The organism is candidate division WOR-3 bacterium, assembly GCA_039801905.1.
Classification (GTDB): Bacteria; Hydrothermota; Tepidihabitantia; order Tepidihabitantales; family JBDRVQ01; genus JBDRVQ01.
In genome coordinates this window covers 1-15829 of record JBDRVQ010000038.1, presented here as the reverse complement: position 1 = coordinate 15829, position 15829 = coordinate 1, and the positions used below count along the sequence as shown (strand labels likewise).

Genomic DNA, 15829 nt, shown 5'->3' with positions numbered 1-15829 from the left:
CGGATTTCTAAGATTGGTAGTTTATGGTCTTCATAGGAGAGAATAATGAGACCATTTTCTAATGTATCCCTTTGAATCGGGAAAGCGAAGAGACCGAAAGAAAATAAGAGATAAAGAATAAAAGTTTTATTTTTCATTTCTTCTCAGGTAAGAGAAGGGCGACGGTGCGGTTCTCTTCAATAAAATATCTTTTCAGCACTCTTTGGATATCCTCTTTTTTTACCGCGGCAATCTTCTCCGGATATTTCTGAAAGAAGGTATAATCATTAAGCAGAATTTCCCAGCGGGCTAAAGAGAAACCAAGGGAACGAATCCGGTCCTGTTGAAAAAAGAAGTCAGCTAAGACTTGGTTTTTAATCTTTTCTAATTCCGAAGTGGTAATGGTATCCTCTTTTAATTTCTCAATCTCTTGGTAAAGGGCATTTTCTACCTCTTTAATCTTTCCGGTATCTTTTATCACGGCAAAGAAATAAAAAATCCCTGGGTCTTTCTCAATATCCGAACCACCCCAGATATCAGTTAGTAAGTTTTTCTCATAGACTAAGGTTTTATAGAGCCGGGAACTTTTTCCCCGGACAAGAATCCCTTCCAAGACCTCTAAGGGGAAATAGTCTTCTTCTTTAATTCCGCAAGTTCTATAACCGAGCATTAAGAAAGGTGTCTTAACATCCCTTATGATTTTAATCCTTCTTTCTCCTTTAGGCGGTGGTTCAAAAAAGGTCTTCTCTCTCACTTCTTTCCCTTTAATCCCCCCAAAATATCTTTCCACCTTCTTTAGCGCCTCTTTGGGCTTTATCTTTCCCGCCAAGACCAAGACCGCCCGTTTCGGTTGGTAATAGGTTTGATACCAATTTCTTAAATCCGAGATGGTAATTCTCTTTAAGTCATCCATCCAACCAATCACCGGATTCCGATAAGGATGGGAGAGATACGCCACCGCATAGAAGTTCTCATAAAGGGTGCTGTATGGTGAATTTTCTCCCAGTCTTCTCTCTTCCATCACCACCTTCCTTTCGCTCTCAAATTCTTGGGAATCTAAGAGGAGATTTTTCATCCGGTCCGCCTCCAGTTTCAAAGCCAACTCGTAGCGGTCATAAGCCAAATCCGACCAATAGGCGGTATAATTCTCAGAGGTGAAGGCATTATCCTGACCGCCGTTTTCTAAGATTAACTTAGAATATAAATCTCCGGGATAGTTCTTACTTCCTTTAAATGCCATATGTTCTAAGAGGTGGGAAATCCCGGTTATACCAGATGGTTCATAATAACTACCGACCTTATACCAGACCTGGGTGGAAACCAAGGGGGATAGGGTATCAATATAAAATAAGACCCGCAAGCCATTTTTTAAGGTGAAGGATTGAACGGGGAGAGTGAAATTAGAAAAAAGAAAAGTAATGGTTAAGAAAAGATTCATAAAAATGATTATAAGAGAATTAAAAAGAACTTCAAGAGAGAATTTCTTTGACGAAGAGAAGGCGAAGGATGGTTTTGAGGTTGGTAATAATAGCGATTAAAATTAAGGTTAAAAATAGTTGGTTGGTTAGTCCACCGAGCATTACTAAAAAGAGGCGGAAATCTCGGGTCATCGGGAGATAAGAAAGCCACCTTTTTTCCTCTTTCGGATACTCTTTCCCTTTGACCACAAAGAATCTATCTTTGGTGAGTTGGGACATAAAAGAGCCGATAATCGCCAAAAAGCCAAAAACCCAGATTAAGAGGTTGCCCGGAAGGGAGGAGAGATGAAGGGCGATGGTAATACAGAGGAGGATGAAACTATCTCCGTAGCGGTCAAGGATAGAATCTAAATAGGCACCATAAGAGGTCTTTTGGAATTTAATACGGGCAACCTCCCCATCAACTCCATCCCAAATGGAAGATAACTGTGCCAAAATGCCGCCGAGACCAGGAGAATAGAAGAAACTGATACCGGAGAAGAGGGCAAGAAGGAAGGAGAAGAGAGAAATCTGGTTGGGATGGATGGGAAAAGAGACAAGGGCGCGGGTGATATATTTTGAGAGGCGCCGATTAAAAAGGCGGGCAATTGGACCGTCGCTTTTTTTTGTTTGGGAGTTTAATATCATTTTTTCTGCCCATTTCTGGGAAATTTTGTTATTGACATTAACCACATAACCATCTTTAATCGGGAATGCTTCTAATCTTTCCCGCCGGGCAAAATCCCGAATGATGGAAGATAAAGAGATTTCGTCTTCGCCTTTCTCTTGTCTTTCATAAATTGGGGAGAAGAGGTCCGAAAGGAAGACCTTATCGTTTAAGAGAAAAATTCCGGCATCAATCCCATCAAATTCCTTCAGTTCCTTACCCAAATCTTTCACCAATCCGTTTTCAATCTTCACCTTAGTCTCCTCCCGGATATTGGGAAGAGATTGCCAATTTTGAATTATTGCCATCCGGGGCTCTTTTTTTTCTAAAGCGAGGAAACTTTTTAACACCTTTGGGAAAAAGATATGGTCCGCCATCAGGAGGAGGAATTCTCCTTCTAATAAATGACGAGCGGTAAGAAGGGAGGTGCCATTTCCCTTTTGCCAGTTTTCGTTAAAAAGGAAAGTGAGATTCAGGTGGGCAAGGTTCTTTTGTTTAAGGAGGTAGTTTTTAATCTCTTCTCCTTTGTAGCCGAGGACGATAATAAAATCTTTAAGACCACACTCCTTTGCCGCCAAAATAACCCTTTCCATTAAAGTAATTCCCAAGACCTTATTTAAAGGCTTGGGCAAATGGCTATTCATCCGGCGTCCCTCGCCGGCGGCAAGAACCACTACCTTCATATTTCTCCTGAGGCACTCGGTGCCTCTTTCCTTCGCCTCCGGGGTTAGTTGCCGGGTTAGGCCGAAAGAGTAGCCTTCCCACTTAAAAGTGGGATTCACCCCAAATATTTAAGGTCCCCCGGCCCAACACCTTTCCTCCAAAAGGGTGTCGGGTTCGGCGTAATAGAATTTTAATTATAGAAAGGAAATGGAAAAAATCAAGAGGTCCTTTTAATAACCAAAAACTAAATTCTTACCCTGTATCTCACTCAGATTGACAAGGGAAACTCCCTTAATTATATTTGGAGGGTGATGAAAGTAATTTTAGCGGGTTATAATGTAGATGTTGAAGAATTGAAAGGTGAGCGGGGGGAGATACTTACTCCGGAAACCATCTCTGCTGCCTATGCCCGAATCAGTCGCAGCTCTTTGTCTATTCCCCAATTGAGGAGAGAAGCCCGAAGGGAGCTCACCAAGGCGAGGAAATCAGCGAAGAGAATAATTTACGATATGGGGCACCATTCCATCGCGGAACATTCGGTATTCAATTTTGATATTCTTGATGTCTCGCGTTTAGCAGTAGAAGAGATTGAACACTTCCGGTTAGTCTCTTACACCGAAAAGTCTCAGCGCTATGTGAAGTTTGAAAAGGGTTTCTTTTTCCCCAAGGAGTTAAAATTCACCCCTTATGAGAAAGAATACTTAAAACTCGTTTCCGAACAGTTTGAACTTTACTATCTTCTCATTGAGCGGTTAAAGTCTTACTTCCTAAAGAAAGATCCTCAGATGAAAGAGAAGGAGGCGGAGAAGAAGGCACAGGAAGATGCTCGGTATTGTCTCCCTTTAGCCACTCTCACCCAGTTGGGGATGACAATTAATGCCCGGAATCTGGAATATCTCCTGCGTAACTTCGCCGCCGCAAAGTTAAAGGAAGTAAGGGATTTGGGTAAGAGGTTATTTTCCCGGGTAAAAGAGATTACTCCTTCCCTCTTTCTTTTCTATCAGGCAACACCCTATGAGGAAAGGGGAAAGGATTTGGAGAGATTGGTGGAGAAGTATCGGAAGAAAGAAAGAGGAAAAGTAAGAAATGGTAAGGTAAAACTTCTCTATTATTCCCGGGAGGCGGATGCGATTATTGCCAGCGCCCTCCTTTTTGCTCATTCCCAACTTTCCTTTGCCGAGGTGAGAGGGTTTGTTCAAAAGAGGAAGGAGGAAATTTTTAAGACCGCTTGCCGCCATTTAGAATTTTATGACGCCGTACCCCGGGAGTTTGAACTCTCTTTACTTATTTTTGAAATCACTCTTTCCGCTTCCGCCTTTGCCCAGTTGAAGAGGCACCGGATGGCAACTTTAATTAAACAGCCTTACTCCCTAAATTTAGGCTGGGTTTTGCCGAGAAGTATCGCCGAAGCGGGGGAAGAGAGGAGATTTACCCAATTGATGAAAAAGACCGAAAGACTCTATCGGAAGATAAAGAGAGATTATCCGGAAATTGCCGAGTATATTTTAACCAATGCCCATAAGAGGCGGGTCCTTTTAGGTCTAAATGCGAGAGAATTATACCATATCGTTCGCCTCCGTTCTGATGCCACTGCCCAATGGGAGATAAGAGAGATTTCCGACGCCCTCTGCTGGCTTGCCAAAAAAAAATTACCTCTCACCTTTTTCCTCTTAGCCGCAAAGGAAAAATATCCCGAGGTTTACCAAAAGGTTTTCGGCCAGCGGCCGCAATTTTCCCCACCCTAAAACTCTTGGGTTTGGGCATTGAGATGTTCTGGGGTTAAGTCTCTCTTTATGGAATTTAAATTGCTCTCTTGGGGACAATAGTTTCTTAAAACATAAGGAGGGAGAGAGAAGGCTTCATCGCTGAGGTAAGACTTTGCTGGCTTTTCTTCTTCAAAGATGAAGTAGGCAATTTGGTTTTTGATTTCCGAATAGATTGGGAGGTAACAGGCTAAAACCTCCTGATAGCGATTGAGATAAACCGGAGCCTGATAACCAATTAGCGTCGCCAATTGGATATTCTTCGGATCAAATCCCTTTTCGGAAAGATTTTCTAAGATATAAATAATGTCTTCGTTAGTTAAATCGGTATCTTTCCCGATAACCCTCATCACATTTTTGGTGATCTCTTCTTGGAAGTCCTTTCTTTTGGCAAGGGGCCAGATATTTTCCCAAACCTCTTTCATAAAAATTATAGAATTTCTTCCTCGGTCAACATCGTCTCTCGCCCAGAGCCTCCGACTGCGGAGGAGTTTTCTCGCCTCTTCCACATTTCGAATCGTCTTTTGCCGTAAGGATATGTCTTTGAGATAGGGAAAGAGTAAGGAGAATACTTGGGAGAAGGAATAGAGATTGATGGTGAGATAACGATGGATGGTAATCTGATAATTTTTTAAGAGAACTTCTTTAAGGAGTTTTTCCTTTCCGAAGAAATAACTGTGATTTATCTTATCTAAATTACAAAAATCAGTGTCGCTTTCCGCCTTCGTGTAACCGGGAATATGGACTAACATATCCCTCGGGATATTTAACATATTGACGATTCCTTTGTCCAAATTGACATGGACGATATCAATAATATCGCTTCGGCTCTTTTCTTCCAAGACCTTTACTACCCGACCGTCTGCCATTTTTTTTGTAATCATTTGAGCATCGTTAGCGATGACGAGGATATTGAAAACTCTTCCCAAATCGCCCTGATAGGTAAATTTCTCTTTTACCTTTTTTTGAGGAGGAAAAAATTCTCTGATCAGAAAAAGGGAGAAAAGAAAAAGGAGAAGCGTCAGAAGGATAAGAGGAAAGAGGCGCCGCATATCCCAGTATAGCCTTTTTTTGGGAAAAATCAATTAACCAATCGCCTTTTTAATCGTGCCAGACCCTTTTTCACTTTTTTCTGGCGTCTTCTGATTTCGGTTTCGGGAATTTTTAAAATTCTCTTTAGGATCTTTAGGGGAATAGGACTGATTAAGAGGTGGCAAGGACCACAAAGAAGAACTAAGTTATTTTCCGTATCTTTTCCACCTTTACTTTTCGGGATGAGATGGTGAATTTGACCCGCTCCTTTTTTCCCACAGAGTTGGCAAGTTCGCCGGTCCCTTCTTAGGATTTTTCTTCGGAGAGCCTTCCGCATCCTAATTATAGGATAAGGGATTGCCTTAGTCAATTCTATTTGACAGAGTTTCTTTTTCCTATTATATTCAACTTATGAAAAGACCGATTAAAGGGAGCCGATATCGTTTATTTCACCCCAAGTTAACTTTTCTTTTAACCTCCGTTGATAAAAAGGGAAGAGAAAATGTGATGTCCTTGGCTTGGGCGACACCGATTTCCGAAGAACCACCTCTGGTAGCGATTGCGGTCGGGAAGGATAGTTTAACCGCTTCTAATATCAAACAGACAAAGGAATTCGTCTTAAACATCCCAAACGAAAAATTATTATCGGCGGTCTGGATTTGTGGGACGAAGTCCGGAAGGGAGACCGATAAGTTTCAAAAAGCAAAGTTGACCAAGGAGAAGGCAAACTTTGTTAAACCTCCCTATATTAAAGAATGTCTGGGACATATTGAATGTCGGGTGAAAAAGACATTGGTCCTTGGAGAATGCTTTCTCTTTATTGGGGAGATAGTTTATGCAGTAGCGGAGGGAGATTTCTTCCAAAACTTTTGGAGCAGCGCCGCCAATCTCATTTTGCATCTCGGCGGTAAGAAATTTACCTCCCCGAGATGAGTAAATGAAAATTACTAATTTAATTAGAGAACAGGAGAAATTGAGGGAGTCTCTTTCTTTAAAGAACGGATTTGAGAAATTGGAACTGATTGGGGGTACGGATTGTGCCTTTGACGAAGAGGATATCTATTGTGCCTTTATTATCTTCTCCCTTCCCGAGTCAAGAGTGATTGAGGTTAAAACTTTCCAAGAGAAGATTAACTTTCCCTACATTCCCGGTTTCCTTTCCTATCGGGAGAAGGGGGCTTATCTTAAAGTATACGAAAAGTTGGAATACCAGCCGGATGTGATTCTCTTTGATGGTCAGGGAATTTCCCACCCCCGAGGTTTAGGCTTAGCCTCCCATCTGGGAATTCTCCTTGACAAGCCGACGGTTGGTTGTGCTAAAACTAAATTGGTTGGCAAATATGAGATGCCTGATAAAAAGCGGGGTTCTTATTCCCCTTTAATTTATCGGGGTGAGATTGTGGGCTATGTTTTGAGAACCCAGGAAAGCGTGGCTCCGGTATTTGTCTCCCCCGGACACAAGATAAGTTTGGCGACCGCTAAGGAGATTGTTTTGAAGACCGCTTTAAAATATCGCATCCCAGAGCCTTTAAGAATTGCCCATACCATTTCTCAATCCTTAAAACGAAGAGGTGAAAGATAGTATCCGAAGAGAAGGACCAACCTTAAAGTCTTTACTCCTCATCTTTCTAAAGATTGGCGCCATCGGCTTTGGGGGTGGGATGGCGATGCTCGGTTTAATAAGGGAGCATTTGGTTAGAAGAAAGAATTGGATTAGCGATGAGGATTTATCTGTAGCGGTAGCGATGGGACAAATCCTTCCTGGTCCTTTTGTTCCTAATTATGTGGAGTATATTGGCTATAAGTTATTCCGGCTCAAAGGGATGATTTTATCCGTAATCTTCTTCCTTCTTCCTTCTTATCTTATCACCCTTTCTTTGAGTTTTCTATATTTTCACCATCAAAGAGTAGGTTTCTTAGAAGATGCCTTTTCTTTTATCAATCCGGCAATCCCAGCGGTTCTTTTCTATTGTGCAATTCGGATGGGTAGAGATTATTTGAAGGATTTTTCTTCAATTATTTTTTCTTTTATCGCCTTTTGGGGTTTATATTTTAAGTTGGAACTGTTCTTTATCATCTCCCTTTTGGGTATTTTGGGTATCCTATTAAATAGGATGCGCCCGATAAGACGCCATTTCTTCTTTTCTTTTTCCCCCATTTTATTACTCCAACTCTTTTATATCTTCCTAAAGATTGGTGCCTTAATCTTTGGTGGCGGTTTCGCCGCTATCCCTTTTATTGAGAGAGAGATTGTTACCAGTCGCGGCTTATTAACTTCCAGGGCATTTATTGATGGTGTGGCGATTAGCCAGATCACTCCCGGTCCCGTAGCCATCCTTGCCACTTTTGTTGGCTACGGGGTGGGTGGCATTTTGGGTAGTTTGGTGGCGACGGTGGCCATCTTCTTACCATCTTTTTTTATGCTCCTATTCTTAATCAAAGTTTATGAAAGGATCAAGGAGAATTTTTATGTGAAATCATTCTTATCAGGAGTGAAGCCGGGGATGGTTGGCATTTTAATCTTTTCCGCTTTTTCCTTAGGGAGGGTAGCAATTTTTGATTTCCGAACAATTATTACCGCCTTTCTCTCTTTCTTCCTGCTTTTTCTCTTAGAGCCGATATTTATTATTCTCAGTTTAGGAATTTTCGGGATTATTTTAGGGGTTAAATAAAGAAAAGGTGGCAGTTAGCAAACTGGATTTTATCTCATGCGAAGAACCTTTTCTAACATCTCTTTCCTTCCCGAACGAATTTTTAAGATATAAATCCCCGAAGGTAGTTTTCTATTTCTTTCATCCCGACCTTCCCAAAAGAGATTTTTTTGGCCAGAAAGTCTTTTTACCAATTTTCCTTCTGTATTGTAAATTTCTACTTTTATCTTCTCATTACTCTGGGAGAGGATAAAGAGTTTACGAGAAAAAGGGTTGGGATAGATACGGTAAGGAAAATCAGAGGCGGGTTTGAGATAAGTTTCTTCAATGCCGATTCTCTGATAAAAGATTGTCTCTGCCAATTCGGAAGCCATAACAATGTCCATTGTATCTCTTATTTGGGGTGGTTCGTTCTCTTCTCCGTATTTTGCCCCAATCAGCGCAAAATAGAAGGTGATGGAAGATTCGGGCAGAAGGTGAAAAGGACCTAAAGAGAGGAGGAGACGCATATCGCCAGGAAGGGAATCTAAGGTGAAGCCCGGTGTCATAAGTTGATACCGCTCCGGGTCATTTCTTGGGTCATTCTCAATGGAATAAAGTCGAAATGAAGATAGGCTACAAGGGGGATTGGTAGTAAGAAATCTTATTGCGACAACTCCTGGGGTACCCCTTTCCCAAGAAGAACCGGGGTTTTCGTGATTGTCATAATCACCGATGAAACCAGTTTGAAGCCTTGAAAACCAACCACCGAAGTCATCACTGTAATCACCAACATCGGCGTCAATGAGAATGCCGAAATATCCGTTATTTATTGGGTATTGGTTATAGTTAAAAATCTCGTATTTGAGGAAGATAAAATCCTGAGCCAAGGAGTCAGAAAAAGAATAAACGGTTAGGGCGCAATCAATGCCAATCGGTCGGGCGGTGTCCGGGGGATAGTGGAATACTGGGTCGGAATCACAGAAACAGCACCAGAAATCCCTCTCGGATACGGGATTGATTGGTGCCATCGGAAATCTATCTCTTGGTGGTGGCCAAGTATCGGGATAGGTATAGATTTTATCTAAGGGGTTATCATAACCGTGACGCCAATAACGGCAAAGGGTGGGGACAATTTCTGAATAAGCGGAGTTTGGCTCATAACCGGTTGTCACTAAGGTGTCATTATTATTGATACAACCAAACCAGAAACCGGCGCCATAGATATAAAAGTTTCTTAAAGGTCTAGGCCAGTAAGCACCAGGGTGTTGGTTATCTTGCCCAAAGATGCCGTAGTTGGTAAAAGCACATCCCCAACGGTTGAGATTGAGCCATTTCGTATCCCATATCGGCCAGATGAGGGTAGGTAAAAATAAAAAAAGAAAATATCTTTTCATATTACCTCCTTAACGAAAATAATAATCTCCATTTTTTAATTGTCAATATCTTAAAGCCTTGGCAAATAGTAGTTTTTCCTTAAAATATTCAGATGACCAAAGAAGAGATTCGGCAGAAGGTCTGGCGATTCTTGGAAGAGAACGATTTGGTAAATTTTCCCCGCCCTTGTTTCGGGCGGATCCCAAACTTTAAGGATGCTTATCTTGCCAGTCAGCGCCTCCGCTCTTTACCGGAATTCCAAACGGCAAAAGGGATATTTTCTGCTCCGGACGGGGTCTTAAAAGAGGCAAGGAGAATTACTTTACAAGCAGGGAAGGCATTAATTGTTGCTTTGCCCCATATGACGGATTTTTTAGAAATTGCCGGAAAAGAATTTCAAGATAAGGCGATAACGATAAATGGTTTTCGGCGCTACGGGAAGCCACCGAAAACGGAAGTTGAGATATTTTTGCAGGGGAGTGTGGCGGTTGACCTTAAAGGGAATCGTTTGGGAAAGGGGAAAGGCTATGGTGATAAAGAATATGAGATATTAAAGGCGATGGGGTTAATTAAAAAGAAGCCAACAGTGATCACCATTGTCCACGATTGCCAAATTTTTGAGGACTTCTCTTATCTTAAAGAACCACATGATATAAGGGTTGATATTATCTTAACCCCAACCCGAGTAATTAGAACTAAATAAAATTTTCTTGACTTTTATCTCTTTTTTATTATGATTAAAGCCTAATGAAGAAATTGTCGGTGAATCTTGACCATGTCGCCACCCTCCGGGAAGCGCGGAAAGAATCCTTTCCGGATCCGGTGCAAGCCGCTCTACTTTGTGAGTTGGGAGGAGCGGATGGGATAACGGTCCATTTAAGGAGTGACCGGAGGCATATTAAAGAAAGGGATTTGCGATTATTGAGGGAGACGATTAAGACGGAGTTGAATTTAGAGATGGCGACGACCGAAGAGATGTTAAGGATTGCCTTGCAGGTAAAACCGGATGTGGTCACCTTAGTGCCGGAGCGACCCGAAGAGTTGACAACCGAAGGAGGTTTGGATGTGGTGAAAAATTTCTCTCTCATCAAGAAGCGAATTAATCAACTGAAAGGGGCTGGGATTATCACCAGCATCTTTATTGAGGCGGATGAAAAACAAGTGGTAAGAGCAAAGGAGGCGGGTGCTGATAAGATTGAAATTAATACCGATGCCTACGCCAAAAAGAGCAGAAAAGGGAAGGCGGGAGAAGAGTTAGAAAGAATTAAAAAGATAGCTCGGCATTGTTCGGAGATTGGTCTTTTGGTTCACGCCGGGCATGGTCTTGACTATTGGAATATCATTCCCTTAGCGCAGCTTGAAGAAATTGAAGGCTTTTCAATCGGTTTTGCCATTGTCGCCCGAGCGGTCTTCGTGGGGTTGAAAGAGGCAGTTTCGGAGATGAAGAGGTTAGTATGCGCTACGGCAAGATAAAATTAGCCCTAATTATTATCGTAATTGTCGCTGTCCTTTACTCACTCTATCCCACTTACCAACTCTATTTTTCCATTCCGAAGAGGGAAAATTACTTAAAGAACCTTCTTTCTAATGCCCAAACGAAGGAAGACAGCGCCCGAATTCAATCGGAACTGGTGGATTTGGAAGGGGAGAAGATAAAAATCCATAAGCGGGCGCTGCACTTAGGTTTAGATTTGGTTGGGGGGATGCATTTAGTTTTAGAAATTGATAAATCACAACTCGCCCGCGGTGAGGTGAAGGATGCGGCGGATCGCGCCCAAGAGATTATTAAAAACCGGGTTGACCAGTTTGGGGTATTTGAGCCGATTATCCAAAGGATGGGCGAAGACCGAATCTTGGTGCAACTGCCAGGCGTTGACCGGGCAAGGGCAAAGAGTATCATCGGCCAGACCGCCCTTTTAGAATTTAAGTTGGTAGCAGAAGAGCGATTTACCGCCGAGGTTCTTAAAAAGATTGACGAGTATTCCAAAAAGGTGGCAAAGGATACCCTAAAAGAAGGGAGTTTTTTCAATTACCTAATTGATGTGGGAAAAGTTGATTTGGGAGTAGACGAGAGGGATTTGCCCTATGTGAGTAGGCTTTTGGAAGAAGTTGACACGATAATCAATCCTCCTTCCCGACCGGAAAGGGACCAATACGAATTCCTTTTCGGACCTTTGGAAAACTATGAGGGGAAGAGGATAAGAAGGCTTTACCTCTTAAAGAAGGTTCCGGAGTTGACCGGGAAAGGAATTGCCTCGGCACGCGTGGATGCCTACCAGGGAAGTAATATCAATTTGGCAAATACCTGGATTGTTAGTCTCAAATTGAATCGGGAAGCAACCAGAACTTTCGCTTCCGTTACCGGTCGGAATGTTGGGCGTCGTTTAGCCATCGTTTTGGACGGAGTGGTGCGCTCGGCTCCGGTGATTCAAGAGCGAATCCCTTCCGGCGAGGCGATGATTACTACAGGCGATGTCAATCCGGAAAGGGCAAGAGATTTAGCGATTGTTATCCGTTCCGGTTCTTTACCGGCACCGGTTTTGGTGATTGAAGAGAGGTCGGTTGGTCCGGCCTTAGGTCTGGATGCGATAAATAAAGGAATAAAGTCAGTAGTCATTGCCGCCATCCTGGTACTTATTTTTATGGCCTTTTACTATAAACTCTCCGGATTGATTGCCGACTGTGCCCTCTTCTTTAATATTCTTTTCACTTTAGCGGTTCTCGCTTCTTTGCGGGCGACTTTAACCCTCCCGGGTTTAGCCGCTCTCGCTCTGACAGTTGGTATGGGGGTTGATGCCAACGTCTTAATCTTTGAACGCATCCGAGAGGAGTTAAGATTTGGGCGAACCGTCCGGGCAGCAGTGGACACTGGCTTTTCCCGGGCTCTGGTGACGATTATTGATGCCAATGTTACAACGGTGATTACTGCTTTGGTTCTATATTTCTTCGGCACCGGGCCGATAAAGGGTTTCTCCTTAACCCTTATCTTCGGTCTTTTGATTAACCTCTTCACCGCAGTTTTCCTAACAAAATTTGCCATAGACGCTCTTTTAACCAAAGTTGGTTTAAGGAGTTTACCGATATGATAAGATTAATTCCGAAAACGAATATCAATTTTATAAGTCGGCGAAAGATAACTTATATCCTATCCCTAATCATTTTCCTCGCAAGCCTTCTTTCCATCTTCCTCTTGCGGGGCTTAAATTACGGCGTCGATTTTTCTGGTGGCACAGTCTTACATCTCACTTTTCGGGCACCGATAAAAACCGAAGATCTCCGGGGTATCTTACAGAAGATGGGGGTAAAAAGTGCAACAGTCCAAAAGTATATTGAGGGGTATGAGTTCATCATTAAGATTGGTCCCGCGGATTACCAGCGTTTAGCTAATTTCTCTTCGGACCTTTTAACGATGATAAAAGACTATTATCCGGAAAGCGAGCCGGAGATCTTAAAAGAGGAGACAGTCGGTCCGAGAATCGGTAGGGAATTGCAGCGCAACACCTTAATCGCTTTAATCTTGGGTATAATCGGTATCCTGATCTATGTCAGTTTTCGCTTTGACTTCCGTTTTGGCACCGGTGCGGTTTTAGCCCTAATTCACGATGCGGTCATCGCCACCGGTTTTGTTTCTTTCTTTCAGATTCCTGTCAATGTTCCGGTAGTGGCTGCCCTCCTTACCATTATTGGCTATTCGGTTAACGATTCAATCGTCGTCTCCGACCGGGTGAGGGAGAATTTGAGAAAAATGCGGAAGGATAATTTTTTAGAGATTTTGAATAAAAGCATTAATGAAACCCTTTCCCGAACTATTCTCACCGCCTTGACAACAATTTTGGTGACGGTGATTCTCGCTATTTTCGGTGCGGCGGAGATTAAGGATTTTGCTAAAATCATGACCTTTGGGATTATTGTCGGTACCTACTCCAGTATCTTCATTGTCTGTGCTTTGGTTTTTGACTGGGAGAAGAAATCATCCCCGAGATAGTGGCTAAAGTTTCCATTAGGTCGGTAAAGGTTCTCATCGGCACTTTCTTTTTCACCGGTCTTTCTCCTATCGCCCCGGCAACGGTCGCCTCCTTTTTTTCTTTACTTTTTCCATTCTTTCTTCACCCCTTTCCCCTTCTCTACTCCCTTTTTACCATCTTCATCTTTTTCCTTGGGGTTCATATCGCTACCGATTTGGAAAAGATCTGGGGGAAGGATGCGCGACGGATTACGATTGATGAAGTCTTAGGGATTTTGGTGACTTTTCTCTTTATCACCCGGATTGGTAAAAAGACCCTTCTTTTGGGTTTTCTTCTTTTCCGTCTCTTTGATATTGGGAAGCTTCCTTTTATCAAAAAAAGTCAAGAACTCAAAAGCGGTTGGGGGGTAATGGTTGACGATCTCTTAGCCGGGATTTTAGCCAACATCACACTTCGGCTTTTAACCTTCTTTGGAATAAATGATTAAGGCCGGGATAGTGGTGACGGGGGAGGAGGTATTAAGGGGAGATGCCTATCCAACTAACTCTTTATATATCGCTCGGCGCCTTTCCGAGATTGGGATAGCAACTTCCCGGATTGTAGTCGTTACCAATCAGAAAGAGATATTAGAGGAGGAGATTAGGAGGCAACTCTCTTCCCATCAGATTCTCTTCACCTGTGGCGGTTTGGGGGCAACCCCCGATGACCTCATAAGAGAGGTTTTAAGTCGCATCTTTCGGAAACCGCTTCTATTGGATGATGCGACCTTAAAGAAAATTGAGCGATTCTACGGAGAGAAAAATATCCCGGTTCCCGAAGAGGCAACGAAGCAAGCCCTCTATTTACAATCTTCCCTTCTTTTAGAAAATTCGGTTGGTATCTCCCCGGGGATGATTATTCAGGAGGGAGAAAAAATACTAATCGCCCTTCCCGGACCGATGGAAGAGATGAAGAAGATCTTTGAGACCGGGGTTTTGCCTTTTCTTGAGACAACCTTCCCCTTGAATCCTTTCCCTTCTGTCTTAATCCGCACCACCGGCATCAGCGAAGCGGAGATTATGGAGCGACTTGCCCATCCTAAGAAGAAGTTTAAGAATTGCCTGATCCGATATTTCCCATCCCCCTTGGGGGTTGACATTAAAATTACCACCGAAAAAGATAAAGATCTTCTGGCGGAGTGGCAAAAGGAGGTGATCAATCGTCTCCTCCCTTATGTTTACGGGGTGGGTAAGATTACTCTGGAGGAGAGGGTGGGGAAACTTCTCCGGCAGCGGGGTCTCACTTTGGCAGTTGCCGAGTCCTGCACTGGTGGTCTTTTGGGCGATCGGATAACGAATGCGATTGGTAGTTCCGATTACTTTTTGGGTGGAGTGGTTGCGTACCATAATGAGATAAAAAGGAGAGTCTTAGGGGTGAAGGAAGTAACCTTAAAGAGATACGGAGCGGTGAGTAGGGAAGTGGCTTTGGAGATGGCGAGGGGAGTGCAGGAATATTTTGGTGCCCACATTGGCCTCTCCACCACCGGCATTGCCGGACCAACCGGAGGGAGTGCTAAGAAGCCCGTGGGTTTGGTTTATATCGGTTTGGTCACAGGGAATAAGGCACTTGTTAGAGAATGTCACTTTCCGGGTGACAGGAGGATGGTTAAAGAACAAGCCGCCCAGGTTGGATTGGACATCCTCCGGAGGTACTTAGAGGGTTATGATTAGAAGTTTTATCGCCATCTCCATTCCCGAAGAAGTGAAGAAGGAGATCAGTAAGATAGTGAAAGAGTATGAAGCAAAGAAATACCCCTTTCGCTGGGTAGCACCCGAAAATCTCCATATCACCCTAATCTTCTTAGGGGAGGTCTCAGAGAAATTCTTATTAGAGGCAAAGAGTGAGATAAAAAAGGTTGCGGAGCGGACAAAGAGTTTTCCCATTAGATTAGGCGGTTTTGGTGCCTTTCCTTCTTTAAGGAATCCCCGGGTGATTTGGATCGGAGTTCCTTTGGGAGGAAAGGAGGTGGAAGAGTTGCAGAAGGATTTGGTGGAGAGTTTAACAAGGATTGGTTTCAAACCGGAGGAGAAAAAATTCCATCCTCACCTCACCATCGCTCGGGCAAAGGGATCTCTTAAAGAGATTGACCTTTGGGAGAGAAGATACGAGAGTGAGGAATTTCTGGTGGATAGGGTTATTCTCTTTAAGAGCACTTTAACCCCGGAGGGACCAATTTACAATAAGATTGAGGAGTATCCTCTTATGGATTGTGTCATAAAAGGGGTATTGGGATAGGATTGAATGCCAATTTTTTTGG

Annotated in this window: 16 protein-coding genes and 1 riboswitch; of the genes, 11 read left to right on the top strand and 5 right to left on the bottom strand. The window is 43.1% G+C overall.

The window, feature by feature from the left end; translation table 11 throughout:
- Positions 1 to 133: 133 nt before the first annotated feature.
- On the bottom strand, positions 134 to 1417 hold the full coding sequence (locus ABIL00_07200; GenBank protein ID MEO0110543.1) for a pitrilysin family protein: 1284 nt from the start codon (positions 1415 to 1417) through the stop codon (positions 134 to 136).
- Between the two features lie 31 nt (positions 1418 to 1448).
- Positions 1449 to 2786 (bottom strand): NTP transferase domain-containing protein, encoded by a 1338-nt coding sequence (locus ABIL00_07195; protein MEO0110542.1) that lies wholly within the window; start codon positions 2784 to 2786, stop codon positions 1449 to 1451.
- 18 nt (positions 2787 to 2804) lie between these two features.
- A riboswitch (cyclic di-AMP (ydaO/yuaA leader) is annotated at positions 2805 to 2956 on the bottom strand.
- Positions 2957 to 3077: 121 nt separating this feature from the next.
- On the opposite strand from ABIL00_07195, the gene ABIL00_07190 reads away from it, so the two are divergent.
- The gene (locus tag ABIL00_07190; protein MEO0110541.1) at positions 3078 to 4511 is read left to right on the top strand and encodes an FAD-dependent thymidylate synthase; all 1434 of its coding nucleotides are present in this window, start codon (positions 3078 to 3080) and stop codon (positions 4509 to 4511) included.
- Here the strand turns inward: ABIL00_07190 and ABIL00_07185 are convergent.
- Together ABIL00_07185 and ABIL00_07180 are read right to left on the bottom strand one after the other, a co-directional pair.
- A complete protein-coding gene (locus tag ABIL00_07185; protein ID MEO0110540.1) occupies positions 4508 to 5581 on the bottom strand; it encodes an LCP family protein in 1074 nt (357 codons plus the stop codon). The two genes, ABIL00_07190 and ABIL00_07185, sit on opposite strands and share 4 nt — an antisense overlap.
- 29 nt (positions 5582 to 5610) lie before the next feature.
- Positions 5611 to 5898 carry an HNH endonuclease gene (locus tag ABIL00_07180; GenBank protein ID MEO0110539.1) on the bottom strand — a complete coding sequence of 96 codons (288 nt, stop codon included), beginning with the start codon at positions 5896 to 5898 and terminating at the stop codon, positions 5611 to 5613.
- A 74-nt stretch (positions 5899 to 5972) separates the two neighbouring features.
- On the opposite strand from ABIL00_07180, the gene ABIL00_07175 reads away from it, so the two are divergent.
- From ABIL00_07175 to chrA, 3 genes are read left to right on the top strand one after another with little or no spacing between them, the layout of a single operon-like run.
- A complete protein-coding gene (locus ABIL00_07175) occupies positions 5973 to 6494 on the top strand; it encodes a flavin reductase family protein (protein MEO0110538.1) in 522 nt (173 codons plus the stop codon).
- 4 nt (positions 6495 to 6498) lie between these two features.
- A complete protein-coding gene (locus tag ABIL00_07170) occupies positions 6499 to 7143 on the top strand; it encodes an endonuclease V (GenBank protein ID MEO0110537.1) in 645 nt (214 codons plus the stop codon).
- Positions 7133 to 8233: a chromate efflux transporter gene (gene chrA, locus ABIL00_07165; protein MEO0110536.1), complete on the top strand. Its 1101-nt coding sequence runs from the start codon at positions 7133 to 7135 to the stop codon at positions 8231 to 8233. The genes ABIL00_07170 and chrA overlap by 11 nt, the downstream gene beginning before the upstream one ends.
- A gap of 29 nt (positions 8234 to 8262) precedes the next feature.
- On the opposite strand, the gene ABIL00_07160 is transcribed toward chrA, so the two are convergent.
- On the bottom strand, positions 8263 to 9588 hold the full coding sequence (locus ABIL00_07160; protein MEO0110535.1) for a T9SS type A sorting domain-containing protein: 1326 nt from the start codon (positions 9586 to 9588) through the stop codon (positions 8263 to 8265).
- A 92-nt stretch (positions 9589 to 9680) separates the two neighbouring features.
- Here ABIL00_07160 and ABIL00_07155 point away from each other — a divergent pair, with 92 nt between their 5' ends.
- The 7 genes from ABIL00_07155 to thpR are packed head-to-tail and all read left to right on the top strand — an operon-like array spanning position 9681 to position 15807.
- Positions 9681 to 10271 carry a 5-formyltetrahydrofolate cyclo-ligase gene (locus ABIL00_07155; protein ID MEO0110534.1) on the top strand — a complete coding sequence of 197 codons (591 nt, stop codon included), beginning with the start codon at positions 9681 to 9683 and terminating at the stop codon, positions 10269 to 10271.
- A 44-nt stretch (positions 10272 to 10315) separates the two neighbouring features.
- Positions 10316 to 11041, top strand: a complete 726-nt coding sequence (locus ABIL00_07150; protein ID MEO0110533.1) for a pyridoxine 5'-phosphate synthase — start codon at positions 10316 to 10318, stop codon at positions 11039 to 11041.
- Positions 11023 to 12654: a protein translocase subunit SecD gene (secD, locus tag ABIL00_07145; GenBank protein ID MEO0110532.1), complete on the top strand. Its 1632-nt coding sequence runs from the start codon at positions 11023 to 11025 to the stop codon at positions 12652 to 12654. The genes ABIL00_07150 and secD overlap by 19 nt, the downstream gene beginning before the upstream one ends.
- Positions 12651 to 13553 carry a protein translocase subunit SecF gene (gene secF, locus ABIL00_07140; GenBank protein ID MEO0110531.1) on the top strand — a complete coding sequence of 301 codons (903 nt, stop codon included), beginning with the start codon at positions 12651 to 12653 and terminating at the stop codon, positions 13551 to 13553. The genes secD and secF overlap by 4 nt, the downstream gene beginning before the upstream one ends.
- Positions 13553 to 14020 (top strand): phosphatidylglycerophosphatase A, encoded by a 468-nt coding sequence (locus tag ABIL00_07135; GenBank protein ID MEO0110530.1) that lies wholly within the window; start codon positions 13553 to 13555, stop codon positions 14018 to 14020. The genes secF and ABIL00_07135 overlap by 1 nt, the downstream gene beginning before the upstream one ends.
- Positions 14013 to 15242 (top strand): CinA family nicotinamide mononucleotide deamidase-related protein, encoded by a 1230-nt coding sequence (locus ABIL00_07130; GenBank protein ID MEO0110529.1) that lies wholly within the window; start codon positions 14013 to 14015, stop codon positions 15240 to 15242. The genes ABIL00_07135 and ABIL00_07130 overlap by 8 nt, the downstream gene beginning before the upstream one ends.
- A complete protein-coding gene (gene thpR, locus ABIL00_07125; GenBank protein MEO0110528.1) occupies positions 15235 to 15807 on the top strand; it encodes an RNA 2',3'-cyclic phosphodiesterase in 573 nt (190 codons plus the stop codon). Before ABIL00_07130 ends, thpR begins: the two co-directional genes overlap by 8 nt.
- The last annotated feature ends 22 nt before the right edge of the window (positions 15808 to 15829 follow it).